35 protein-coding genes are annotated in these 21,770 nt (G+C 67.4%); 31 read left to right on the top strand and 4 right to left on the bottom strand.

All coding sequences use genetic code 11. The annotated features are described in order from the left end of the window. The 24 genes from rpsS to ASD59_RS12530 all read left to right on the top strand — a co-directional run bounded on the left by rpsS (nt 1) and on the right by ASD59_RS12530 (nt 12,758). Entirely contained in the window at nt 1–279 is a 279-nt protein-coding gene (rpsS, locus tag ASD59_RS12415; RefSeq protein ID WP_055832138.1) for a 30S ribosomal protein S19, read from the top strand. A gap of 3 nt (nt 280–282) precedes the next feature. Next, the gene (gene rplV / locus ASD59_RS12420; RefSeq protein ID WP_055832140.1) at nt 283–663 is read left to right on the top strand and encodes a 50S ribosomal protein L22; all 381 of its coding nucleotides are present in this window, start codon (nt 283–285) and stop codon (nt 661–663) included. Further along, nucleotides 663–1,415, top strand: coding sequence for a 30S ribosomal protein S3 (gene rpsC / locus ASD59_RS12425; protein WP_055832143.1), 753 nt, complete (start codon nt 663–665; stop codon nt 1,413–1,415). Before rplV ends, rpsC begins: the two co-directional genes overlap by 1 nt. Before the next feature lie 3 nt (nt 1,416–1,418). Continuing rightward, a complete protein-coding gene (rplP, locus tag ASD59_RS12430; protein WP_055832145.1) occupies nt 1,419–1,862 on the top strand; it encodes a 50S ribosomal protein L16 in 444 nt (147 codons plus the stop codon). Continuing rightward, nucleotides 1,859–2,056: a 50S ribosomal protein L29 gene (gene rpmC / locus ASD59_RS12435; protein WP_055832148.1), complete on the top strand. Its 198-nt coding sequence runs from the start codon at nt 1,859–1,861 to the stop codon at nt 2,054–2,056. Before rplP ends, rpmC begins: the two co-directional genes overlap by 4 nt. 10 nt (nt 2,057–2,066) lie before the next feature. Then, complete coding sequence (rpsQ, locus tag ASD59_RS12440) at nt 2,067–2,315, top strand: 30S ribosomal protein S17 (RefSeq protein ID WP_055832150.1); 249 nt, start codon at nt 2,067–2,069, stop codon at nt 2,313–2,315. An 18-nt stretch (nt 2,316–2,333) separates the two neighbouring features. Further along, nucleotides 2,334–2,702 (top strand): 50S ribosomal protein L14, encoded by a 369-nt coding sequence (gene rplN / locus ASD59_RS12445; RefSeq protein ID WP_055832151.1) that lies wholly within the window; start codon nt 2,334–2,336, stop codon nt 2,700–2,702. Nucleotides 2,703–2,704: 2 nt separating this feature from the next. After that, a complete protein-coding gene (gene rplX / locus ASD59_RS12450; protein WP_055832153.1) occupies nt 2,705–3,013 on the top strand; it encodes a 50S ribosomal protein L24 in 309 nt (102 codons plus the stop codon). Then, entirely contained in the window at nt 3,013–3,573 is a 561-nt protein-coding gene (gene rplE, locus ASD59_RS12455; protein WP_055832155.1) for a 50S ribosomal protein L5, read from the top strand. The genes rplX and rplE overlap by 1 nt, the downstream gene beginning before the upstream one ends. Nucleotides 3,574–3,592: 19 nt before the next feature. Continuing rightward, the gene (gene rpsN / locus ASD59_RS12460) at nt 3,593–3,898 is read left to right on the top strand and encodes a 30S ribosomal protein S14 (RefSeq protein ID WP_055832157.1); all 306 of its coding nucleotides are present in this window, start codon (nt 3,593–3,595) and stop codon (nt 3,896–3,898) included. Nucleotides 3,899–3,912: 14 nt separating this feature from the next. Next, nucleotides 3,913–4,311: a 30S ribosomal protein S8 gene (gene rpsH / locus ASD59_RS12465; RefSeq protein WP_055832159.1), complete on the top strand. Its 399-nt coding sequence runs from the start codon at nt 3,913–3,915 to the stop codon at nt 4,309–4,311. A gap of 1 nt (nt 4,312) precedes the next feature. Further along, entirely contained in the window at nt 4,313–4,846 is a 534-nt protein-coding gene (gene rplF / locus ASD59_RS12470) for a 50S ribosomal protein L6 (RefSeq protein WP_055832161.1), read from the top strand. Nucleotides 4,847–4,849: 3 nt separating this feature from the next. Next, a complete protein-coding gene (gene rplR / locus ASD59_RS12475) occupies nt 4,850–5,212 on the top strand; it encodes a 50S ribosomal protein L18 (protein ID WP_055832163.1) in 363 nt (120 codons plus the stop codon). A gap of 11 nt (nt 5,213–5,223) precedes the next feature. Further along, nucleotides 5,224–5,844 (top strand): 30S ribosomal protein S5, encoded by a 621-nt coding sequence (rpsE, locus tag ASD59_RS12480; RefSeq protein ID WP_055832165.1) that lies wholly within the window; start codon nt 5,224–5,226, stop codon nt 5,842–5,844. Nucleotides 5,845–5,848: 4 nt separating this feature from the next. Further along, complete coding sequence (rpmD, locus tag ASD59_RS12485) at nt 5,849–6,046, top strand: 50S ribosomal protein L30 (protein ID WP_055832167.1); 198 nt, start codon at nt 5,849–5,851, stop codon at nt 6,044–6,046. A gap of 143 nt (nt 6,047–6,189) precedes the next feature. Next, complete coding sequence (gene rplO / locus ASD59_RS12490; RefSeq protein ID WP_055832169.1) at nt 6,190–6,789, top strand: 50S ribosomal protein L15; 600 nt, start codon at nt 6,190–6,192, stop codon at nt 6,787–6,789. A 104-nt stretch (nt 6,790–6,893) separates the two neighbouring features. Then, a complete protein-coding gene (secY, locus tag ASD59_RS12495) occupies nt 6,894–8,282 on the top strand; it encodes a preprotein translocase subunit SecY (RefSeq protein ID WP_055832171.1) in 1,389 nt (462 codons plus the stop codon). Nucleotides 8,283–8,304: 22 nt separating this feature from the next. Further along, complete coding sequence (locus tag ASD59_RS12500; protein ID WP_055832173.1) at nt 8,305–8,877, top strand: adenylate kinase; 573 nt, start codon at nt 8,305–8,307, stop codon at nt 8,875–8,877. Between the two features lie 57 nt (nt 8,878–8,934). After that, nucleotides 8,935–9,651: a hypothetical protein gene (locus ASD59_RS12505; RefSeq protein ID WP_055832175.1), complete on the top strand. Its 717-nt coding sequence runs from the start codon at nt 8,935–8,937 to the stop codon at nt 9,649–9,651. 140 nt (nt 9,652–9,791) lie between these two features. Then, nucleotides 9,792–10,160 carry a 30S ribosomal protein S13 gene (rpsM, locus tag ASD59_RS12510; protein ID WP_055832177.1) on the top strand — a complete coding sequence of 123 codons (369 nt, stop codon included), beginning with the start codon at nt 9,792–9,794 and terminating at the stop codon, nt 10,158–10,160. A 9-nt stretch (nt 10,161–10,169) separates the two neighbouring features. Further along, nucleotides 10,170–10,559, top strand: coding sequence for a 30S ribosomal protein S11 (gene rpsK, locus ASD59_RS12515; RefSeq protein WP_013268944.1), 390 nt, complete (start codon nt 10,170–10,172; stop codon nt 10,557–10,559). 91 nt (nt 10,560–10,650) lie between these two features. Continuing rightward, entirely contained in the window at nt 10,651–11,670 is a 1,020-nt protein-coding gene (locus tag ASD59_RS12520) for a DNA-directed RNA polymerase subunit alpha (protein ID WP_055832180.1), read from the top strand. Between the two features lie 102 nt (nt 11,671–11,772). Continuing rightward, nucleotides 11,773–12,192, top strand: coding sequence for a 50S ribosomal protein L17 (rplQ, locus tag ASD59_RS12525; RefSeq protein WP_055832183.1), 420 nt, complete (start codon nt 11,773–11,775; stop codon nt 12,190–12,192). Nucleotides 12,193–12,290: 98 nt separating this feature from the next. Further along, the gene (locus tag ASD59_RS12530; protein ID WP_055832185.1) at nt 12,291–12,758 is read left to right on the top strand and encodes a GNAT family N-acetyltransferase; all 468 of its coding nucleotides are present in this window, start codon (nt 12,291–12,293) and stop codon (nt 12,756–12,758) included. 3 nt (nt 12,759–12,761) lie between these two features. Here the strand turns inward: ASD59_RS12530 and ASD59_RS12535 are convergent, their stop codons facing one another. Genes ASD59_RS12535 through ASD59_RS12545 form a run of 3 tightly spaced genes read right to left on the bottom strand, consistent with a single transcriptional unit; the run spans nt 12,762 to nt 14,964 of the window. After that, nucleotides 12,762–13,622: a hypothetical protein gene (locus tag ASD59_RS12535; protein ID WP_055832188.1), complete on the bottom strand. Its 861-nt coding sequence runs from the start codon at nt 13,620–13,622 to the stop codon at nt 12,762–12,764. Then, nucleotides 13,612–14,523 carry an ABC transporter ATP-binding protein gene (locus ASD59_RS12540; protein WP_055832189.1) on the bottom strand — a complete coding sequence of 304 codons (912 nt, stop codon included), beginning with the start codon at nt 14,521–14,523 and terminating at the stop codon, nt 13,612–13,614. Before ASD59_RS12540 ends, ASD59_RS12535 begins: the two co-directional genes overlap by 11 nt. A gap of 48 nt (nt 14,524–14,571) precedes the next feature. Next, the gene (locus ASD59_RS12545; protein WP_055832191.1) at nt 14,572–14,964 is read right to left on the bottom strand and encodes a bleomycin resistance protein; all 393 of its coding nucleotides are present in this window, start codon (nt 14,962–14,964) and stop codon (nt 14,572–14,574) included. 84 nt (nt 14,965–15,048) lie between these two features. Between ASD59_RS12545 and ASD59_RS12550 the strand changes: the two genes are divergently transcribed. Both ASD59_RS12550 and ASD59_RS12555 read left to right on the top strand, forming a co-directional pair. After that, nucleotides 15,049–16,311: a TCR/Tet family MFS transporter gene (locus ASD59_RS12550; RefSeq protein WP_055832193.1), complete on the top strand. Its 1,263-nt coding sequence runs from the start codon at nt 15,049–15,051 to the stop codon at nt 16,309–16,311. A gap of 62 nt (nt 16,312–16,373) precedes the next feature. Further along, nucleotides 16,374–17,747, top strand: a complete 1,374-nt coding sequence (locus ASD59_RS12555; RefSeq protein ID WP_055832322.1) for a trypsin-like peptidase domain-containing protein — start codon at nt 16,374–16,376, stop codon at nt 17,745–17,747. A gap of 28 nt (nt 17,748–17,775) precedes the next feature. On the opposite strand, the gene ASD59_RS12560 is transcribed toward ASD59_RS12555, so the two are convergent. Further along, entirely contained in the window at nt 17,776–18,192 is a 417-nt protein-coding gene (locus ASD59_RS12560; protein WP_055832196.1) for a VOC family protein, read from the bottom strand. A gap of 75 nt (nt 18,193–18,267) precedes the next feature. Here ASD59_RS12560 and ASD59_RS12565 point away from each other — a divergent pair, with 75 nt between their 5' ends. The 5 genes from ASD59_RS12565 to ASD59_RS12585 all read left to right on the top strand — a co-directional run bounded on the left by ASD59_RS12565 (nt 18,268) and on the right by ASD59_RS12585 (nt 21,739). Then, nucleotides 18,268–19,581: a replication-associated recombination protein A gene (locus ASD59_RS12565; protein ID WP_055832198.1), complete on the top strand. Its 1,314-nt coding sequence runs from the start codon at nt 18,268–18,270 to the stop codon at nt 19,579–19,581. A 62-nt stretch (nt 19,582–19,643) separates the two neighbouring features. Continuing rightward, nucleotides 19,644–20,093: a hypothetical protein gene (locus ASD59_RS12570; RefSeq protein WP_156377028.1), complete on the top strand. Its 450-nt coding sequence runs from the start codon at nt 19,644–19,646 to the stop codon at nt 20,091–20,093. Continuing rightward, a complete protein-coding gene (locus tag ASD59_RS12575; protein ID WP_055832202.1) occupies nt 20,090–20,539 on the top strand; it encodes a hypothetical protein in 450 nt (149 codons plus the stop codon). Before ASD59_RS12570 ends, ASD59_RS12575 begins: the two co-directional genes overlap by 4 nt. Then, nucleotides 20,536–20,973, top strand: a complete 438-nt coding sequence (locus ASD59_RS12580; RefSeq protein ID WP_055832204.1) for a hypothetical protein — start codon at nt 20,536–20,538, stop codon at nt 20,971–20,973. Before ASD59_RS12575 ends, ASD59_RS12580 begins: the two co-directional genes overlap by 4 nt. Before the next feature lie 40 nt (nt 20,974–21,013). After that, the gene (locus ASD59_RS12585; RefSeq protein ID WP_055832206.1) at nt 21,014–21,739 is read left to right on the top strand and encodes an RluA family pseudouridine synthase; all 726 of its coding nucleotides are present in this window, start codon (nt 21,014–21,016) and stop codon (nt 21,737–21,739) included. Nucleotides 21,740–21,770 lie beyond the last annotated feature (31 nt).

Below are 21,770 nucleotides of genomic sequence, written 5' to 3' on the forward strand. Positions count from 1 at the left end.
ATGGCCCGCTCCTCCTGGAAAGGCCCGTTTGTCGACGGGTATCTGCTGAAGAAGGCCGAGACGGCAGCGTCGTCGGGCCGCAAGGACGTGATCAAGACGTGGTCGCGCCGCTCCACCATCCTGCCGCAGTTTGTCGGCCTGACCTTCGGTGTCCACAACGGCCTCAAGCATGTGCCGGTGTCGGTTTCCGAAGAAATGGTCGGCATGAAGTTCGGCGAGTTCTCCCCGACCCGGTCGTTCCCCGGGCACGCGGCGGACAAGAAGGCCAAAAGGAAGTAACTGATGGCCCAGACCAAAAACTCCCGTCGGGTCGCCCCGACCGAAGCGCGCGCCAAGCTGGTGAACGTCCGGATCAGCCCTCAGAAGCTGAACCTGGTCGCCCAGTCGATCCGCGGCCTGCCGGTGCAGAAGGCGCTGAACGAGCTGGAATTCAGCCGCAAGCGCATCGCCACCGACGTCCGCAAGGTGCTGTATTCGGCCGTGTCGAACGCCGAGAACAACCACAACCTCGACATCGACAACCTGGTCGTCGCCGAGGCCTTCGTGGGCAAGAACCTGGTGATGAAGCGTTTCGCGAGCCGTGCTCGCGGCCGTTCGTCGCGCATCCTGAAACCTTTCGCGGAGATCACCATCGTGGTCCGCGAAGCCGGTGAGGCCGCCTGATGGGTCAGAAAGTCAATCCGATCGGTCTGCGCCTCGGCGTCAACCGTACGTGGGACAGCCGCTGGTTCGCCCGCGGCGCCGAATACGCCAACCTGCTGCACCAGGACCTCAAGCTGCGTACGTGGCTGAAGGAACGCCTGAACGCCGCCGGCGTGTCGCGCATCATCATCGAGCGTCCGCACAAGAAGTGCCGCGTGACGATCTACGCCGCCCGTCCGGGCGTCGTGATCGGCAAGAAGGGCGCCGACATCGAGAAGCTCCGCAAGGACATCTCGGCGCGGACCGACGGCGAGGTTCACCTGAACATCGTCGAAGTGCGCAAGCCCGAGACGGACGCCCAGCTGATCGCCGAGAACATCGCGCAGCAGCTGGAACGCCGGATCGCCTTCCGCCGCGCCATGAAGCGCGCGATGCAGTCGGCCATGCGTCTCGGCGCCAAGGGCGTCCGCATCAACGTGTCGGGCCGCCTCGGCGGCGCGGAAATCGCGCGGATGGAATGGTATCGCGAAGGCCGCGTGCCGCTGCACACCCTGCGCGCCGACATCGACTACGGCTTCATCCAGGCCAAGACGACCTACGGCATCATCGGTGTGAAGGTGTGGGTCTTCAAGGGCGAGGTCCTCGAGCACGATCCGATGGCGCAGGACAAGCGCTGGGCGATCGAGGCTTCGGGTCCTTCTTCGAACGAAGGCCGCGGCGGTGATCGCGGCGGCCGCAACGATCGCGGTCAGCGTCGCGGGCGTGAGGGCTAAGTCATGCTGCAACCGAAAAAGACCAAGTATCGCAAGGCCTTCAAGGGCCGCATCCACGGCGCCGCCAAGGGCGGCTTCTCGCTGAACTTCGGGTCCTATGGCCTGAAGACGGTGGAGCCGGAACGCATCACCGCGCGTCAGATCGAGGCGGCACGCCGCGCGATCACCCGCCAGATGAAGCGTCAGGGCCGCGTCTGGATCCGCGTCTTCCCCGACCTGCCCGTCACGGGCAAGCCGGCCGAAGTCCGCATGGGCAAGGGCAAGGGCGCGGTCGATCACTGGGCGGCGCGCTGCCACCCGGGCCGTATCCTGTTTGAAATCGACGGCGTGCCGGACGACGTGGCTCGCGAGGCCCTGCGTCTTGGCGCCGCCAAGCTGCCGGTCCGTACGAAGGTGGTCACCCGCCTCGACGCCGGTGTCTCGCACGTGGAGCACGTCGGAGCATGACCAAGATCGCCGACCTCCGGGCCCAGACGCCCGACCAGCTGTCCGACGAGCTGCTGAAGCTCAAGAAGGAACAGTTCAACCTGCGCTTCCAGGCCGCCACCGGCCAGATGGAAAAGACCCATCGGGTCTCGGAAGTGCGCAAGGACATCGCCCGTATTTCCACGCTTCTGCGTGCGAACCGCGCGGCGGGTTAAGGAAACGAAGATGCCCAAACGAGTTCTCGAAGGCGTGGTCGTCTCCGACAAGGGCGACAAGACTGTCGTCGTCGTCGTCCAACGCACGCTGCTGCACCCGGTCCTTAAAAAGATCGTGCGCCTGTCCAAGAAGTACCACGCTCACGACGAAGCCAACGCCCTCAAGGTGGGTGATCAGGCCCGCATCATCGAGTGCGCCCCCAAGTCCAAGCTGAAGCGCTGGGAAGTCCTGTCGGACTCCTCGGCCTCGGCTTCGTAATCAGAAAGATCTGATCATATGATCCAGATGCAAACTAACCTGGAGGTAGCCGACAATTCGGGTGCTCGCCGGGTCATGTGCATCAAGGTGTTGGGCGGCTCCAAGCGCCGCTACGCCTCGGTGGGCGACACGATTGTCGCTTCGGTGAAGGAAGCGATTCCGCGCGGCCGCGTGAAGAAGGGCGACGTCGTTCGCGCCATCGTCGTGCGCACCGCCAAGGACATCATGCGCAAGGACGGCTCTGTCATCCGTTTCGACAAGTCGGCCGCCGTCATCGTCAACAAGCAGAACGAGCCCGTCGGCACGCGGATCTTCGGCCCGGTTCCCCGCGAACTGCGCGCCAAGAACCACATGAAGATCATCTCTCTGGCTCCGGAGGTCCTGTAGTCATGGCCGCCAAGATCAAAACGGGCGACAACGTCGTCGTCCTGACCGGCAAGGACAAGGGCCGCACCGGCAAGGTGACCAAGGTCCTGCCGGCGACGAACCGCGTGATGGTGCAAGGCATCAACATGGTTCAGCGCCACACCCGCCCGACCCAGGCCGACCCCCAGGGCGGCATCAAGAACAAGGAAGCGTCGCTTCACCTGTCGAACGTCGCGATCGCCGACGCCAACGGCAAGGCGGCCCGCGTCGGCTTCCGCATGGAAGGCGACAAGAAGGTTCGCTTCGCCAAGACGACGGGAGACGTCATCTGATGGCCGAGACCAAATACACCCCCCGCCTCAAGGGCGAGTACAACGACCGCATCAAGGGCGTGCTGACCGAGAAATTCGGCTACACCAACCCGATGCAGATGCCCAGGCTGGACAAGATCGTCCTCAACATGGGCATCGGTGAAGCTGTGGCCGACTCCAAGAAGGCCACCGCGGCCCTCAAGGACCTGGCCGCCATCGCCGGTCAGAAGCCCGTCGCCACCAAGGCCCGCAACTCCATCGCCGGCTTCAAGCTGCGCGAAGGCATGGTCATCGGCGGCAAGGTCACGCTGCGCGGCGACCAGATGTACGAGTTCCTGGACCGCCTGATCACGATCGCGCTGCCGCGCGTGAAGGATTTCCGCGGCCTGAAGCCGACCTCGTTCGACGGTCGCGGCAACTACGCCATGGGCCTCAAGGAACACATCGTGTTCCCCGAGATCAACTACGACCAGATCGACCAGATGTGGGGCATGGACATCATCGTCTGCACCACGGCCAAGACCGATGACGAGGCGCGCGCGCTTCTCACCGAGTTCAAGTTCCCGTTCGTGACGAACTGAGCGGGAAGGGAAAGAAACCATGGCTAAGAAAAGCGCCGTAAACCGCAACGAGATGGTCAAGGCCCTCGTCGCGAAATACGCCGACAAGCGGGCCGCCCTGAAGGCGACCGCCAACAACGAATCCCTGCCTCTCGAGGAGCGTTTCGAAGCGCGCCTCAAGCTGGCCAAGCTGCCGCGCAACTCGGCCGCCAACCGGATTCGCAACCGCTGCGAAGTGACGGGCCGTCCGCGGGCCTTCTATCGCAAGCTCAAGATGAGCCGTATCGCGCTTCGTGAACTCGGCAACCTGGGTCAGATCCCGGGTCTGACCAAGTCCAGCTGGTAAGGGGAGCGACAGACATGATGATCAACGATCCCCTGAGCGACATGATCGCCCGCATCCGGAACGCGCACATGCGCAAACGTTCCAAGGTGCTCACCCCGGCTTCCCGCCTGCGCCAGCGCGTCCTCGACGTGCTGCAGGACGAGGGCTACATCCGCGGCTATTCGCTGGTTCAGAACCCCGGCGAGTTCCCGCAGTTCGAGATCGAGCTCAAATACTTCGACGGCCAGCCGGTCATCGCCGAGATCGCCCGCGTGTCCAAGCCGGGCCGCCGCGTCTACTCCGCGATCTCCGACCTGAAGCCGATCAAGAACGGCCTCGGCATCTCGATCCTCTCCACGTCCAAGGGCGTCATGTCGGACACCGCGGCTCGCGAAGCCAAGGTGGGCGGCGAAGTCCTCTGCAGGGTCTACTAAGATGTCCCGTATCGGAAAACGCACCGTTGAAGTGCCGAAGGGCGTGACTGTCACGCTCGACGGCCAGACCGTCACAGTGAAGGGTCCCAAGGGCGAACGCTCCTGGACCGTCGCCGACGAGATCGAAGTCACCCAGGGCGACGACGGCCTGAACCTGGCCATCCGCGAGGACAACCAGCGTTCGCGCGCCATGTGGGGCCTGTCCCGCACCCTGGTCGACAACATGGTCGTCGGCGTCACCACGGGCTTTGAAAAGAGCCTGGATCTGGTCGGCGTCGGTTACCGCGCCGCGATGAAGGGCAACGCCCTGTCGCTGCAGCTCGGCTTCTCGCACGACGTCAACATCGAACCGCCCGCCGGCGTCACCTTCGCGGTGCCCAAGCAGACGGAAATCAAGATCACCGGCGCCGACAAGCAGGCCGTCGGTCAGATCGCCGCCGTCATCCGCAAGCTGCGTCCGCCGGAGCCCTACAAGGGCAAGGGCGTCCGCTACACGGGCGAAAAGGTCCGGCGCAAGGAAGGCAAGAAGAAGTAAGTCATGGCTCTCTCTCTTCGACAACAAGCCCAGCGCCGTACGGAGCGCACCCGCCGCCGCCTGAAGGCTGTCGCCAACGGCCGTCTGCGCCTGTCGGTGCACCGTTCGGACAAGAACATCTCGGCCCAGATCATCGACGACCTGAACGGCGTCACGATCGCCTCGGCCTCCTCGCTGGAAGGCGAGAAGGGCAAGAAGGCCAAGGGTTCGGACGTCGCGGCCGCCGCTCTGATCGGCAAGCTGGTCGCCGAACGCGCCCTCGAGAAGGGCATCAAGGATGTCGTCTTCGATCGCGGCGGCTACATCTATCACGGACGGGTGAAGGCGCTGGCTGATGCCGCGCGTGAAGCCGGCCTGAACTTCTAAGGACGCGACAGATGGCGCAAACTCCCCAACGTGGCGGCGGCGGCAACGATCGCAACCGTCGTGACAACCGCAACGCTCCCCAGGCCGACGGTCCGGATTCGGACATCGTCGAGAAGCTGGTGCACATCAACCGTGTCGCCGCCACCGTCAAAGGCGGCCGCCGGTTCTCGTTCGCGGCCCTGATGGTCGTCGGCGACGGCAAGGGCCGCGTCGGCTTCGGTCACGGCAAGGCGCGCGAAGTGCCGGAAGCCATCCGCAAGGCGACCGAAGAAGCCAAGAAGACCATGATCCGCGTTCCGCTGCGCGAGAACCGCACCCTGCACCACGACGGCAACGGCCGTTGGGGCGCCGGCAAGATCATGATGCGCGCCGCCCCTCCCGGGACCGGCGTCATCGCGGGCGGTCCGATGCGCGCCGTGCTCGAAACCCTCGGCGTCCAGGACGTCGTCGGCAAGTCGACCGGTTCGTCGAACCCCTACAACATGATCCGCGCCACGTTCGAGGCCCTCAAGGTCCAGTCGTCGCCCCGTCAGGTCGCGTCCAAGCGCGGCAAGAAGGTCGCCGATCTGATGGGCCGCCGCAACGACGGCGCCTCGGCTCCGGAAGCGGCGCCTGAAGCCCAGGAAGCCTGAGACCATGGCCAAGACTGAAACCAAGACCACCGTCACCATCCGCCAGACGGGCAGCCCGATCCGCCGCAAGTCGGACCAGCGCGCCACCCTGATGGGTCTGGGTCTCAACCGCATGGGCCGCGAGTCCACGCTGGAAGACACCCCCTCGGTCCGCGGGATGATCGCCAAGGTCGCCCACCTGACCGAGATCGTCGAGAAGTAAGCCGTTTCGCCCTCTCCCTGACCGGGGGGAGGGCGTCTCGTGTCTTGCGATGCTGAAGGGGGCCGCCTAGAAGCGGCCCTTCAATTATTTCAACGCCGAGTCCGGGTCTGACCCGGGCGCTAGCACCCGAAAGGATCAGGCACATGAAACTGAACGAAATTCGCGACAACGAAGGCGCCCACAAGAAGCGCATGCGCGTCGGCCGCGGCCCGGGTTCGGGCAAGGGCAAGACCGCAGGCCGCGGCGTCAAGGGCCAGAAGTCCCGTTCGGGCGTCGCCATCGGCGGCTTCGAAGGCGGCCAGATGCCGCTGTACATGCGGATGCCCAAGCGCGGCTTCAATAATCCCGGCGCGCTGAAGCTGGCCGAAGTGAACCTGTGGCGCCTGCAGGACGCCATCGACGCCAAGAAGCTGGACATCAAGGGCGAGATCAAGGGCGACGCCCTGGTCGCCGCCGGCGTGATCCGTCGCGTCAAGGACGGCGTCCGAATCCTGGGCACCGGCGAGATCAAGTCCAAGCTGAACCTGGTCGTCTGGTCGGCCTCGGCCGGCGCCGTCAAGGCCATCGAGGCCGCCGGCGGCACCGTCGTCCAGGAGCGCATCGCCGCTGAAGCCAAGGCCGCCGCGCGCGTCGAGAAGCGCAACGCCGCCAAGGGCAAGGCTCCGGCCGCCAAGGCGCCGCGCGGCGACGCCAACAAGATCTCGGCCCGTACGACCCGCACCGCGGCTCGCACTGCAAAATAAGCTTGAGGGGCGCTCTCGCTAAGAGGGCGCCCTTCGCCTATCTGGACGCTGGCGCCGGATTCCTGTCCGATGCGCCGCCTTCTGATCAGTCGGGGTGACGACACATGGCTTCGGCCGCCGAACAACTCGCAGCAAACATGAACATGGGCTCGTTCGCGAAAGCGACCGAGCTTCACAAGCGTCTGCTGTTCACGATCCTGGCCCTGCTGGTCTACCGCATCGGCACCTATGTGCCGATCCCGGGCATCAACTCCGAAGCCTTCCTGCAGTTCTTCCAGAACCCGGATGGCCAGCGCGGCATCCTGGACATGTTCAACATGTTCTCCGGCGGCGCCGTCGAGCGCATGGCCGTGTTCGCCCTGAACGTCATGCCCTACATCTCGGCCTCGATCATCGTCCAGCTGATGGGCGCTGTGTATCCGCCGTGGGAGAAGCTGCGGAAGGAAGGCGGCGAGAGCGGCCGCAAGCAGCTGAACCAGTACACCCGCTATCTGACCGTGGTCCTGGCCCTGTTCCAGTCGACCGGCATCGCCATCGGCCTGAACGCCCAGCCCGGCCTGATCGACAGCCCCGGCCTGTTCTTCATCGTCTCGACCATCACCACCCTGACCGGCGGGACCATGTTCCTGATGTGGCTGGGTGAGCAGGTCACCGCGCGCGGCGTCGGCAACGGCATCTCGCTGATCATCTTCGCCGGCATCGTCGCCGTTCTGCCGGGCACGATCGCCCGTCTGTTCGGCCTGGCCCAGCAGGGCCAGATGTCCGCCTTCACCCTGCTGTTCATCGCCGCCATGATGATCGGCGTCGTGGTCTTCATCGTCTTCATGGAGCGGGCCCAGCGCCGGTTGCTGATCCAGTATCCCAAGCGCCAGGAAGGCAACCGCATGGCCGGGGGCGAGCGCTCGTTCCTGCCGCTGAAGGTCAACACAGCCGGCGTCATCCCGCCGATCTTCGCCTCGTCGCTGCTGATGCTGCCGACCACGGTGGCGCAGATGACCGCCAATGCGAACCTGCCGTCGTGGATGGGCTGGCTGCCGCTGGTCACCGCCCAGATGCAGCACGGCCAGCCGGTCTTCATGCTGCTGTACGGCGCGCTGATCGTCTTCTTCTGCTTCTTCTACACCTCGATCACCTTCAACCCCGAGGACACGGCCGAGAACCTGCGCAAATACGGCGGCTTCCTGCCGGGCATCCGCCCGGGCAAGCGCACGGCGGAATATCTGGACTATGTCCTGACCCGCCTGACCGTGATCGGCGCCGCCTACATCACCGCCGTCTGCCTGCTGCCGGAAATGGTCATCGCCAACTTCGGCTCGGGCCTGGCCTTCGGCGGCACCTCCATCCTGATCGTGGTCTCGGTGACCATGGACACGGTGGCGCAGATCCAGTCGCAGCTGCTGGCTCACCAGTACGAAGGCCTGATCAAGAAGGCCAAGCTGCGCGGACGCGGCAAGATTGCGGGCAAGGGCGTCACCGCCCCGGCCCGGCGCTAGAACCTTCGGGGGAGGGGCGGCGATGAACCTGATCCTGTTCGGACCGCCCGCGGCGGGCAAGGGAACGCAGGCCAAGCGGCTGGTCGAGTCCCGCGGCATGGTCCAGCTGTCGACCGGCGACATGCTGCGTGAAGCCATCGCCTCGGGCTCCGAGCTGGGTCTCGAGTGCAAGGCCATCATGTCGCGCGGCGACCTGGTGTCCGACGCCATCGTCATCGCCCTGATCGAGGCCCGGCTGAAGGAGGCCGAGGACGCCGGCGGAGCCATCTTCGACGGCTTCCCCCGCACCGTGGCCCAGGCCCAGGCGCTGGACGCCATGCTGGCCAAGCTGGGCAAGCAGATCGACCGGGTCGTCCGGCTCAAGGTCGACGACGCGGCCCTGCTGGAGCGGGTCGCGGTCCGCTTCGCCGATCAGGGGCGTCCCGACGACAATCCCGAGAGCTTCAAGGTCCGGCTGGACGCCTACAACCGCAACACCGCGCCGCTGCTGCCCTACTATGCCGACAAGGGCCTGCTGACCGAGATCGACGGCATGGGCGCGATCGCCGAGGTGGCCAGGGCCATCGACGCGGCGCTGGACGGCGCCGCTAGCTGAACAACGCCTGACCTTTTGTCGCGTCACGCGTTCATGTCCGAGTGATAGGACGAGAGCGTGCGGATCCAACCTCCATATCTGACGAAAAAGCGCCTGCGCACGGCCGGCGTCGTCGTGGGCGTTTCGGCGGCGCACCTGCTGGTGTTCGCAGTGATCGCGCGCACCCAGGCCGATATTCCGATGCTGCCGCCGGCGCCGCCCATAAACGTGGTGCTGTTCCGCCCGACGCCGCCGCCCCCTCCGCCGCCGCCGCCGCTGCAGCCCACGCCCGATCCGGGCGGCGGCAAGCCGGCCGCGCCGTCCCGCGTCCACGTCACGCCCAAGCCGGCAGACAAGCCGCGTGAACTGCCCGCGCCGCCGCGACCGGCGCCCGAACCCACGCTGGTGGTCGGCGCGGCCCCGGTCGCCAGCCCGACGCCCGGAATGGGGCAGGGCGGCACGGGCAATGGCACGGGAACCGGCGACGGGGACGGCGAAGGATCGGGATCGGGCGGCATCGGCCCCCGGTTCGTCCGCGGCGCGTCCCAGGCCGAAATCTTCAGCGTCGTACCCCGCGGCCGCCGCCCGGGGCGGGGGTCGGTCAATTGCGTCATCCGCCTGGACGAACGGCTGGACGACTGCCGCGTGGTCAACGAGACGCCGCCGGGGCTGAACTACGGCGCCGCCGCCGTGACGGTGGCGGAGGCCTATTTCCGCTTCCGGCCGCCGATGAGCGCCTCGGGGCGGCCCGTCGAGGGCCAGCGCGTCACCGTCTTCGTCCAGTTCGGGCGCTGACGGGCCCTTCCGAAACCGCGTCAGGCGTTGACGCGACGGGAATCCCCTGTATAAGGCGCGCTTCCGCGAAGGACGTCGGCGCTCCTGGTCTGTTGACCGGAGCGTTTGTTGCGTCCGTCAACGCGTATCTGGAGAGCTTCGTGGCCCGTATCGCTGGTGTCAACATCCCGACCAACAAGCGCGTAGAGATCGCGCTGCAGTACATCCATGGCATCGGCGCCCACGCCGCCAAGGAAATCACGACCAAGGTCGGCATCGAGCCCGCTCGCCGGGTGAACCAGCTGACCGACGCCGAGGTGCTGCAGATCCGCGAGACCATCGACCGCGATCACACCGTCGAGGGCGACCTGCGCCGCGAGACGTCGATGAACATCAAGCGTCTGATGGACCTGGCCTGCTACCGCGGCCTGCGTCACCGCAAGGGCCTTCCGGTCCGCGGCCAGCGCACCCACACCAACGCCCGCACCCGCAAGGGTCCCGCCAAGCCGATCGCCGGCAAGAAGAAGTAAGACAGACACATGGCCAAGGAACCGGGTCGCGTAAAGAAGCGCGAGCGCAAGAACATCACCTCGGGCGTCGCCCACGTGAATGCGTCCTTCAACAACACCATGATCACGATCACCGATGCCCAGGGCAACGCGATCTCGTGGTCGTCGGCCGGACACATGGGCTTCAAGGGTTCGCGCAAATCGACCCCTTACGCCGCCCAGATGGCCGCCGAGGACGCGGGCAAGAAGGCCCAGGAACACGGCGTCAAGACGCTGGAAGTCAACGTTTCGGGTCCCGGCTCCGGCCGCGAGTCGGCCCTGCGCGCCCTGCAGTCGGTCGGCCTGACCATCACCACCATCCGCGACGTCACGCCGATGCCGCACAACGGTTGCCGTCCGCCCAAGCGCCGCCGCGTCTAAAGCGAACCAAGACCGACTACCTATCTCCGCCGGTCCTGGCGCGCCTGACGAGGGGCGAGGGACCGGCGAACTCCGTTTTCGAGGGACACCCATGATCGAACGTAACTGGCAAGAGCTGATCCGTCCCGAGAAGCCGCAGATCGAGGCGAGCTCCGACCCGCAGCGCAAGTCGCGCCTGGTTGCAGAGCCCCTGGAACGCGGCTTCGGCGTGACGCTCGGCAACGCCCTGCGCCGCGTTCTCCTGTCGTCGCTGCAAGGCGCCGCCGTGACCGCGATCCAGATCGACGGCGTGGTCCATGAATTCTCGTCGCTGGAAGGCGTGCGCGAGGACGTGGTCGACATCGTTCTGAACATCAAGCAACTGGCGCTGCGCATGCACGCCGAAGGCCCCAAGCGCATGACCCTGCGCGCCACGGGCCCCGGCGCCGTCACGGCCGGCCAGATCGACGTCCCCGCGGACATCGAGGTGCTGAACCCCGACCACGTGATCTGCACGCTGGACGAGGGCGCTTCGGTGCGCATGGAACTGACCGTCCAGAACGGCAAGGGCTATGTCGCCTCCGAGCTGAACCGTCCGGAAGACGCCCCGATCGGCCTGATCGCCGTCGACGCCCTGTATTCGCCGGTCAAGCGCGTCGCCTATCGCGTCGAGCCGACCCGTCAGGGCCAGTCGCTGGACTATGACAAGCTGATCCTCGAGGTCGAGACGAACGGCGCGGTCTCGCCGGTGGACGCCGTGGCCTACGCCTCGCGCATCCTCCAGGACCAGCTGCAGATCTTCATCACCTTCGACGAGCCGAAGAAGGCCGTGGAAGCCGCGGACGGCAAGCCCGACCTGCCCTTCAACCCGGCCCTGCTGAAGAAGGTGGACGAGCTGGAACTGTCGGTGCGTTCGGCCAACTGCCTGAAGAACGACAACATCGTCTACATCGGCGACCTGATCCAGAAGACCGAGGGCGAAATGCTTCGCACCCCGAACTTCGGCCGCAAGTCGCTGAACGAGATCAAGGAAGTCCTGATGACGATGGGGCTCAGCCTCGGCATGGATGTGCCGAACTGGCCGCCTGAAAACATCGAGGATCTGGCCAAGAAGTTCGACGACCAGATCTAGTTTCAACCCTCCGCCCTTGATCCACCCGGATCGCGGAGCGGTTAGAATGAGAAAGCCCCAGGTCCGCGAGCCGGATACCAGGGTTGAGTAGGAGAGACCCCGATGCGCCACGGCGCCGCCTATCGCAAGCTCGGTCGTACGAGCGCACACCGGACCGCCATGTTCGCCAACATGGCTGCGTCGCTGATCAAGCACGAGCAGATCACGACCACGCTTCCCAAGGCGAAGGAACTGCGTCCCTTCGTCGAGAAGCTGGTCACGCTCGCCAAGAAGGGCGACCTGCACGCACGCCGTCAGGCCATCAGCCAGGTCCGTGACGTTCCGCAGGTCGGCAAGCTGTTCGAGACGATCGGCCCGCGCTACGCCGAACGCAACGGCGGCTACATCCGCATCATGAAGGCCGGCTATCGCCACGGCGACAACGCCGCCATGGCCGTGATCGAGTTCGTCGATCGCGACGCCGACGCCAAGGGCCTGGACTCGGGCCCGGTCTACGCCATCGAGGGCGACGACGAGGCGTAAGCTTCGGCCGTTGGGGCCACGACAAAGGGGCGGCCGGTGCGAACCGGCCGCCCTTTTTAATGCCTGAAAGCACCCCAGACAGACCCTTGGAGGGCTCCATGCCGACCGTCGTTGAGATCGTTTCCTACAGACCCGACCACGCCGCGGCCTGGCGCGCGCTGAACGAGGACTGGCTGGTCGCCGGGGGCTATGCGCTCGAACCCAAGGACCAGCTGGTGCTGGGCGATCCGCAGGGGTCGATCCTCGACAAGGGCGGCCACGTCTTCATCGCCGAGCGCGAGGGCCAACCGGTCGGCTGCTGCTCGCTGATGGCCATGGCCGACGGCGGCTATGAGGTCGGCAAGATGGCGGTCGCGGATGGCGCGCGCGGTCTGAACCTCGGCTGGCGGCTGCTGGAGGCCTGCGAGGCGGCGGCGCGGGCGGCGGGCGGCCATCGCCTGTATCTGGAGACCAACAGGGCCCAGACCCACGCCATCGCCCTGTACCGCCGCTTCGGCTTCGTCGATCTGCCGCCGCAGCCGACGCCGTATGCGCGCTGCGACGTGTGGATGGAGAAGCGGTTGTGAGCGCTACTCCTTCGACAGATCCTGCCGTTTGAACCACGCCAGCGCCCCGACCAGGGGCAGGACCGTCCAGAGTCCGAGCCCGGTGAGGGAGCGCCACACCGTCCCGTCGGTATAGGGCGCGGGCAGGGCTCCGGGCGCGACCGCCGCCTTCAGCGTGTCATAGGCCAAGCCGGGCAGCAGCAGCTGCGGCAACCACATCTGCGGCTCCCATCCCAGCAGCGGCATGGCCGTGCCGGCGATTCCCTGCACGAAGCCGAGGGCCCAGGGCACGAACAGGGCGGCCAGCAGCGACCGCGTCATGACCGCCGTCAGCAGGGCGATCATCGTGAACTGGACGATGCGGACATAGGACAACAGCCCGACCAGGGCCGCGCGCCCGGCCTCGGCGCCGTCCATCGCGAAGCTCAGGTCGCGCTGGTAGATCACCGCCTCGGCGATCAGGAAGACGAAGGTGGCCGCCAGGAACAGCAGGCTCACGGCGATGGCCAGCATCTTGACCAGCCCGACCTTAGCGAGGATCAGCGAGACCCGGTCATTGCGCGCGCTGATCAGCCGCCACGACTCCCAGCGGTAGTCGCCCGCATAGATCGTCGCCGCGCCGATCAGCATGCAGATCAGTATCACGCCGTTGGCGCTGGCCGAGGCCGCGAACGAGAAGGCCTCCGCGAGATTGAGCGGCTCGACCGACGGGGGGAGGGTCAGGCCGATGTTCCCGGCGGCCTCGTCGCCCTTGGACTTGCTGACCAGGTGGAAGAAGACGCCGCCGACGGCGAACAGCAGCGGCGTCAGCACGACGCTGACGAACACCTGCAGCCGGTTGAGCGAGAATCGATAGGCCTCGGCCCGGATTGCATCAGCCAGCATGGGGTGTCTCCGGCGCGCGGATGGAGCCTGTTTCGGTGAAGAAGACGCTTTCCAGATCGGCGCCGACCCAGCGGGCCTCGTCGATCTCGATCCCCGCCTCGACGAGGGCGCGGATCAGCGCGGGCCCTTCGGCGCGCGGCACATTGGCCAGGACGCCGGCCCCGTCGCGCACACCGCGGGATCCGAGGATGGCGATGACCCGGTCCGCCGCGGTCACCGACAGGCGCAGCTGCTCGCCGGACGCCGTCAGCTCGCTGACCGCGCCTTCGCGCACCAGCCGGCCCCGGTGCAGGATGGCCACGCGGTCGCAGATGCGCTGCACCTCCTGAAGCTGGTGGCTGGCCAGGACGACGGTGACGCCGTCGTGGTCGGCCAGGGAGCGGATCAGGGCCCGCATCTCCTGGATCCCGGGGGGATCCATGCCGCTGGTCGGCTCGTCCAGAATGACCAGTTCGGGCTTGCTCATCAGCGCCGCGGCGACGCCCAGCCGCTGCAGCATGCCGACCGAGAAGCCCTTGACCTTGCGGTCGGCCGCCTCGGTCAGGCCGACGCGCTCCAGCCAGTTCGGAATATCGACCTCGGCCCCGACGCCGTGCTCCAGCGCCAGCCAGCGCAGCACCTGGCGCGCGGTCATATAGGGCGGGAAGCGCGGGGTCTCGATCATCGAGCCCATGCGGCGCATCGAGGCGACCTGGCCCACGGGTCCGCCCATCACCGTCGCCGAGCCCTCCGTCGGCCGGATCAGGCCCAGAAGGATGCGGAACAGGGTCGACTTGCCGGCCCCGTTCGGCCCCAGCACGCCGTATACGCCGCCCCGGGGGATGGTCAGGTGCAGCCCGTCGAGGGCGCGCACGGTTCCGTAGGTCTTGGTCAGGCCCCGGGCTTCTATCACGGTTGTCATGGCGGCAGCTTGGCCTTGCGCCGTCGTTTCGCGCAAGACGTCCCGGGATTAAGGTTTCGCAACCTCGGCTTGCGGCATGGCCATGCCGAAGGCGATCAGCTCGCCGTCCGGCGCCAGCACCAGCAGCTCCCTCTGGCCGTAGGGCTTGTCCGCCGGCCCGTGGACGTCGCGGGAGGGCAGGGTGTCCAGTTTCGGCTTCAGCTCCGCGTACAGGGCGTCCACGTCGCGCACGTCGATGTAGTAGGCGAAGCGGCGATGGCCCGGCGTGAGCTCGCCATCTTCGGCCTGAAGCAGCCGGAACCCGACCGTCTCGCGGTGGATGTAGGCGTATCCGTCCTTCCGGAAGGGCACGCTGAAACCAAGGATGTCCGTGAAGAAGTCGAGCGCCTTCTGCAGGTCCGCGACGTGCAGGAAGGGCGTCACCTGAAGGAAGTTGGTCATGAGGGCCTCCGCCCCAAGGGTACCACAGGGCTGACGGGCGCGCCCGGGTCGGCTAGAAGGCGCGTCCCTCCACGAAGCCCGCCCATGTCAGCCCTCAACCGCCTCCGCACCCACCGCGCCGCGCTCGCCTTCATCTTCGTGACGGCGGTGCTCGATATCGTGGCCATGGGCATCATCATCCCGGTGCTGCCCCGCCTGATCGAGGACTTCGTCGGCTCCAACGCCCGGGCCGGGGTGATCAACGGCGTCTTCGTGGCGCTGTGGGCGCTGATGCAGTTCGTCTGCTCGCCGATCATCGGCTCGCTGTCGGACAAGTACGGACGCCGCCCGGTCATCCTGATCAGCTGCGCGGGGCTGGCGCTGGACTATGTGTTGATGGCCGTCGCGCCGGACCTGTGGTGGCTGGCGCTGGGGCGGATCATCGCCGGGATCACCTCGTCCAGCTTCACGACGGTCTACGCCTATATGGCCGACATCACCGCGCCCGAGAAACGGGCCAAGGCCTATGGCCTGATCGGCGCCGCCTTTTCGTTCGGATTCGTGCTGGGCCCGGTGCTGGGCGGCTTCCTCGGCGGGTTCGGCCCGCGCGTGCCCTTCTGGTTCGCCGCCGGCCTGTCGACCCTGGCCTTCCTCTACGGCCTTCTGGTTCTGCCGGAGAGCCTGCCGGTCGAGAAGCGGATGGATTTCAGCTGGAAGCGGGCCAATCCGTTGGGGTCCCTGATCCTGCTGCGCCGCCACCCGGAGCTCAGCGGCCTGGCCGTCGTGAACTTCCTGCTCTATTTCGCCCACCACGTCTTTTCGGCGGTGTTCGTGCTCTACGCCGCCTGGCGTTACGGCTGGGGCCCGCGCGAGGTCGGCCTGCTGCTGGCCCTCGTCGGCGTGCTGGACATGGTGGTGCAGGGCGGTCTGGTGGGGCCGGTCGTCAAGCGGCTGGGCGACCGGGCGACCATGGTGCTGGGTCTGGTCGGCGGCACGGTCGGGATCGCGGCCATGGGCTGGGCGCCCGACGGCCTGATGTTCGTCCTCGCCATGCTGCCCAACGCCCTGTGGGGTCTGGCCATGCCGACCCTGCAAGCCCTGATGACCCGCCGCGTCGGCGAGGACGAACAGGGCCAGCTGCAGGGCGCCAACATGAGCGTCGCCTCGATCGCCGGTGTGATGTCGCCGCTGTTCTTCGGCTGGGTCTATTCGCTGTCGGTCGGCGAGCACGCGGTCATCCAGATGCCGGGCCTGGCCTTCTATCTGGCCGCCGTCGTCCTGCTGCTGGCGGCGGTCATCGGCTGGCTCGTGGGGCGCGGGCAGGAACGCCGCGACGCCGGAGCCGTTGAGGCCCCGCCGACGCCTTGATCCGGTCCAAAAGCCGGTGCGGAATGGCGGCGCTTGTGCCTTTCTGACTGAACCGGATGACCATGAAGACGCGTACGCTCGCCATCGCCGCCGCCCTGCTGCTCGCCGCCTGCGGCCGGTCCGACGATACCCGGGCCCAGGACGGGGTCTTCGCGGACAACCGGGTCGTGCCGGGCGGCGACCAGGCGATGAAGGCCAGCTTCTCGCCGGTCGTGCGACAGGCCGCCCCCGCCGTCGTCAACATCGCGGCGCGCGGGGTCCAGGTGGTCCGCGATCCCTTCTTCGGCATTCCCGGTCAGCGCCAGACCGGCTCGGTCGGATCCGGCGTCATCGTCCGCCCCAACGGCGTGGTGGTGACCAACTATCACGTCATCAACGGCATGCAGCAGATCAAGGTCGTGCTGAACGACCGGCGCGAGTTCGACGCCCGCATCGTCCTCGCCGACGAACGCTCGGACATCGCCGTCCTGCAGCTGGAAGGCGTCAACGAGCGCCTGCCGACGCTCAACATCGACGACCGCGAGGAACAGCAGGTCGGCGATCTGGTGCTGGCCATCGGCAACCCGTTCGGCGTCGGCCAGACGGTCACCAACGGCATCATCTCGGCCCTGAACCGGACCGAGACGGGCATCAGCGACAGCGGTTCCTTCATCCAGACCGACGCCGCCATCAATCCGGGCAATTCGGGCGGGGCCCTGGTCGACATGGACGGCGACCTGATCGGCATCAACACCGCCATCTTCTCGCGCTCGGGCTCGTCGTCCGGCGTCGGCTTCGCCGTGCCGGCCGCCGCCGTGCGCCGGGTCGTGGATTCCGCCGTCGGCGGGGCCACCACCGTCGTCCGGCCGTGGCTGGGGGTGAAGGGCGAGGCGGTCAGCGCCGACGTGGCCCGCAGTCTCGGGCTCGAGCGCCCGCAGGGTCTGGTCATCACCGAGGTCTACCCGGGCGGGCCGGGCGCCCGGGCAGGGCTGAGCGAAGGCGACGTCATCACCGCCATCGACGGGGCCGAGATCAACGACCAGGGCGGCCTCAATTTCCGCATCGGGACGCGCGAGCCGAACGAGACGGTGCAGGTTTCGGTGCTGCGCGACGGCCGGACCGAGACGCTGAACGCGCGGGTCCAGCCCCTGCCGGGCGACGCCAACGTCGACCGGGCCACGGTCGTCCGCTCCGGCGTTCTTAGCGGCGCCCAGGTGTTGGTCCTCAACCCCGCGCTGGCCGACAGCCTTGGCGGCGATCCATTCGCCGGCGGGGTGATTGTCGGAAGGGTTCAGCGCGGCAGCTACGCTAGCCGCATAGGCTTGCAGGGCGGGGACATCATCCTGACCGTCAACGGCCGGCCCGTGACCTCGCTTCAGCAACTTGCCGACGTCGACCGCGGCTCCGAACTCACCATCAACCGTCGCGGCCAGAGAATCAGCGGCGTCATCCGCTGATCCGGGCCCCGGCCCAGGACGCGGCCGCCTAGGTCCGGAGCGGCGATCCGATCGACCAGGTGTGGCCGAACGGGTCGCGCAACTGGCCGTAGCGGTCGCCCCAGAACTGGTCCGCGATCGGGAACAGGGGCACGCCCCCGGCCAGGATGGCGCGGTTCCACCATTCGTCGGCGTCGTCGACCTGGAGATGGATGGTCACCCCCTTGGGCACGATGTCCTGCTCGCCGTTGAACTCGGGGAATTCGTCGTTGAGCATGACGGCGCCGCCGTTGATCATCAGATAGGCGTGCATCAGCCGCTCGCCGTCGTCGGCCATGTGCCGCCGCACTTCCTCGGCCCCGAAGGCGCGGGTGTAGAATTCGATCGCCGCCTGGCCGCCGCGCGACGGGATGGTCAGGTGCGGCGTGACGCCCGCTGCGGGGCCTTGCGCTTCGGGGTCGGTCATGGCGCGGTCTCCTCGGTTCGGATGTCGATACTAACGCGTGAAAACCGCGCCGCGAACGCCTATCTGTGAGCGTCCATGACCGACCTGTTCGAAGCCTCCGGCATCCATCCCCCCGACGCGCCCCTGGCCGACCGTCTGAGGCCCCGCACGCTCGACGAGGTGGTGGGCCAGGATCATCTGCTGGGACCCGGCGGGCCGATCCGGCGCATGGTCGAGGCCGGGCGTCTGGGGTCGATGATCCTGTGGGGGCCGCCCGGCACCGGCAAGACCACCATCGCCCGCCTGCTGGCCCAGGCGGCGGGCTATCAGTTCCAGCAGATCAGCGCCGTCTTCTCCGGCGTCGCCGATCTCAAGAAGGCGTTCGAGGCCGCCCGCATGCGGCGCGCCGCCGGACAGTCGACCCTGCTGTTCGTCGACGAGATCCACCGCTTCAACCGCGCCCAGCAGGACGGCTTCCTGCCGTTCGTGGAGGAGGGGATCGTCACCCTCGTCGGGGCCACGACCGAGAACCCGTCGTTCGAACTGAACGGCGCCCTGCTGTCGCGGTCGCAGGTCTATGTGCTGAAACGGCTGGATGATGCGGCCCTCGATCAACTGTTGATTCGGGCCGAGGCGCAGGAGGGGATGACGCTCCCGCTGACTCCGGAATCGCGTCAGGCGTTGCTGGCCCTGGCCGACGGCGACGGCCGCTATCTGCTGACCATGTCCGAGGTTCTGTTCGACCTGACCTCAAGCGATCCGCTGGACGTCCAGGCCCTGGCCGGCGTCCTGCAGAAGCGCGCACCCGCTTACGACAAGAGCAGAGAAGAACACTACAACCTCATATCTGCGCTGCATAAATCGGTGCGAGGGTCAGACCCTGACGCCGCCCTCTACTGGCTGGCTCGGATGCTGAACGGCGGCGAGGATCCGCTCTATCTGGCCCGCCGCATCGTGCGCATGGCGGTCGAGGACATCGGCGAGGCCGACCCCCTGTCCCTGCTGGTCGCCAACGCGGCCAAGGACACCTACGACTTCCTCGGAAGCCCCGAGGGCGAGCTGGCCCTGGCCCAGGCCGTGGTCCACCTGGCCACCGCGCCCAAGTCCGTGGGCGTCTACGAGGCGTTCAAGGCGGCGAAGAAGGCGGCGGCCGAGACCGGCTCGCTCATGCCGCCCGCCCATATCCGCAACGCCCCGACGAAGCTGATGAAACAGCTCGGTTACGGCAAGGGCTACCAGTACGACCCCTCGACCCCCGAGGGCTTCTCCGGCGCCAACTTCTTCCCCGACGACATGGAGCGCCGCGTCTTCTACGCGCCGAAGGGCGAGGGGCATGAGGCCAAGGTGAAGGAGCGGCTCGACCGCTGGGCCGCGATGCGGGCGTCGATGACCGACGACGGCGCCGCTTAGCGTTGCCGTAACGCCGGTTTTGGGGTTAGCCTCCCGCCATCGATCAACCTTGGGAGGGGATGATGACCGATACGACAAGAGCCGCGGTTCCGTGGCATCTCTGGGCGGTGGGCGTGCTCTCGCTGCTGTGGAACGGCTTCGGCGCCTATGACTTCGTGATGAGCCTGACGCAGCGCGAAACCTACTGGCGCGCCTCGGGCATGACCGACGCGATGATCGCCTATTACAACGCCATGCCGACCTGGATGTACGTTCCCTGGGTCCTCGGCGTCTGGGGCGCGGTGGCGGGCTCGATCCTGCTGTTGATGCGGAGCCGCTTCGCCGTTCACGCCTTCGCCCTGTCGCTGCTCGGCGCGGCGGTCAGCCTTCTGTACGGCGCTGTCATCGACAAGGCCCCGGCGCCGCCGCCCGAATTGGCGATGATGGCTTGGATGCCGTACGTCATCACCCTGATCGCCGCCTTCCTGGCCTGGTACGCCTGGACCATGCGCAAGCAGGGGGTGCTGGCATGAGCGGCATGGGCATGGCCGAACGCGTCCGCACGCCGTGGCACCTGTGGATCGTCGGGATCCTCGCGGCCCTGTGGAACGGCTTCGGCTGCATCGACTATGTGATGACCCAGACGCGGCAGGACGAATGGTTCGCCCAGATGGGCATGACCGAGGCGCAGATCGCCTATTTCAACGCCATGCCGGCCTGGACCCACGGGGCCTGGGCCATCGGCGTATGGGGCGGGCTGCTGGGCGCCATCCTGCTGTTGCTGCGCCGCAAATGGGCGACGCCGGTCTTCGTGATTTCCTTCCTCGGCTGGCTGGCGGGCGCGGTCTACGCCTTCGCCCTGTCAGGCGGGATGGAGGCCATGGGACCGATGTGGCCGATGCAGATCGTGATCGGCGGCGCCTGCGTCTTCTTCATCTGGTACGCCTGGATGCTCGGCAAGAGGGGCGTCCTGCGTTGAGCAGCGGCCGTTCCCCGGCGCCCTGGCATCTCCCGGTCGTCGGGGCCGTCGCCCTGCTGTGGAACGGGCTCGGCTGTCTCGACTACGCCATGACCCAGGTGCAGGGCGACGCCTGGCTCGCCAATATGGACCCGACCGAGCTGCAGATGGCGTATTTCCACGCCATGCCCGCGTGGACGCACGGCGCCTGGGCGATCCTTGTCTGGGGCGGGCTGCTCGGCGGGGTCCTGCTGCTGCTCCGGCGCAGCTGGGCCACGCCGGTCTTCGTTGTGTCCTTCCTCGGCTGGCTGGCCGGCGCGATCTACGCCATCGGCCTGTCCAACGGGATGCAGGCCATGGGGCCCTGGTGGCCGATGCTGATCGCCAAGGGCGCGATCTGCGCCTTCTTCGTCTGGTACGCCTGGACCATGGGCAGGAAGGGCGTGCTGCGGTGAGGGGCTGACGGACGGTCGGTCTTTCGCCTATGCAGGCGCGGTGACCGACCGTTCCCCCGTTTCCCTGTCCGACGCCGACATCGCCGCCGTCCGCTCGTGGATCATCCACGAGGACGAGGCCGTGATCGCCTTCAACAAGCCCGCCGGCCTGTCCAGCCAGGGCGGCCGCATCCAGGCCCATACCCTGGACGACCTGCTGTGGGCCTTCGCCCGATCCAACGGCAAACGGCCCGATCTGGTGCACCGGCTCGACCGCGACACCTCCGGCGTCATCCTCGCGGCGAAGACCAGGCCGGCGGCCGGCTTCCTCGGCAAGGCCCTGCAGGCGCGGCGGTTCAGGAAGACCTATCTGGCCCTCGTCTCCGCCGCGCCGGAGCCGACCTCCGGCGTCATCGACAAGCCGCTGTTGCGTCAGGAGATCGGCCGCGAAAGCTATATGCGCGCGGTCGCCCCCGACACGCCGGGCGCCCAGCCCGCCCTCAGCCGCTACCGCACCCTGTCGGCCACGGAGGACGGGGCCCTGGTCGAGCTGGACCCGGCGACGGGCCGCATGCACCAGCTGCGCGTCCACATGGCCTCCCTCGGCCGCCCGCTGGCGGGAGACGCCCGTTACGGCGGAGCCCTGACCTTCGCCGGCCGCGCCGCGCCCCGGCTGATGCTGCACGCCGCGAAACTGGTGTTTCCCCATCCCGAAGGCGGCTACCGCACCGTGGAGGCGCCCCCGCCCGCGGATTTCGAGGCCCTCAAGGCGGCGGCGGGGCTCTAGGCGCCTCCGTATCGGCTGGCGGACACAGGAA

This window comes from Brevundimonas sp. Root608, from assembly GCF_001427825.1.
Classification (GTDB): Bacteria; Pseudomonadota; Alphaproteobacteria; order Caulobacterales; family Caulobacteraceae; genus Brevundimonas.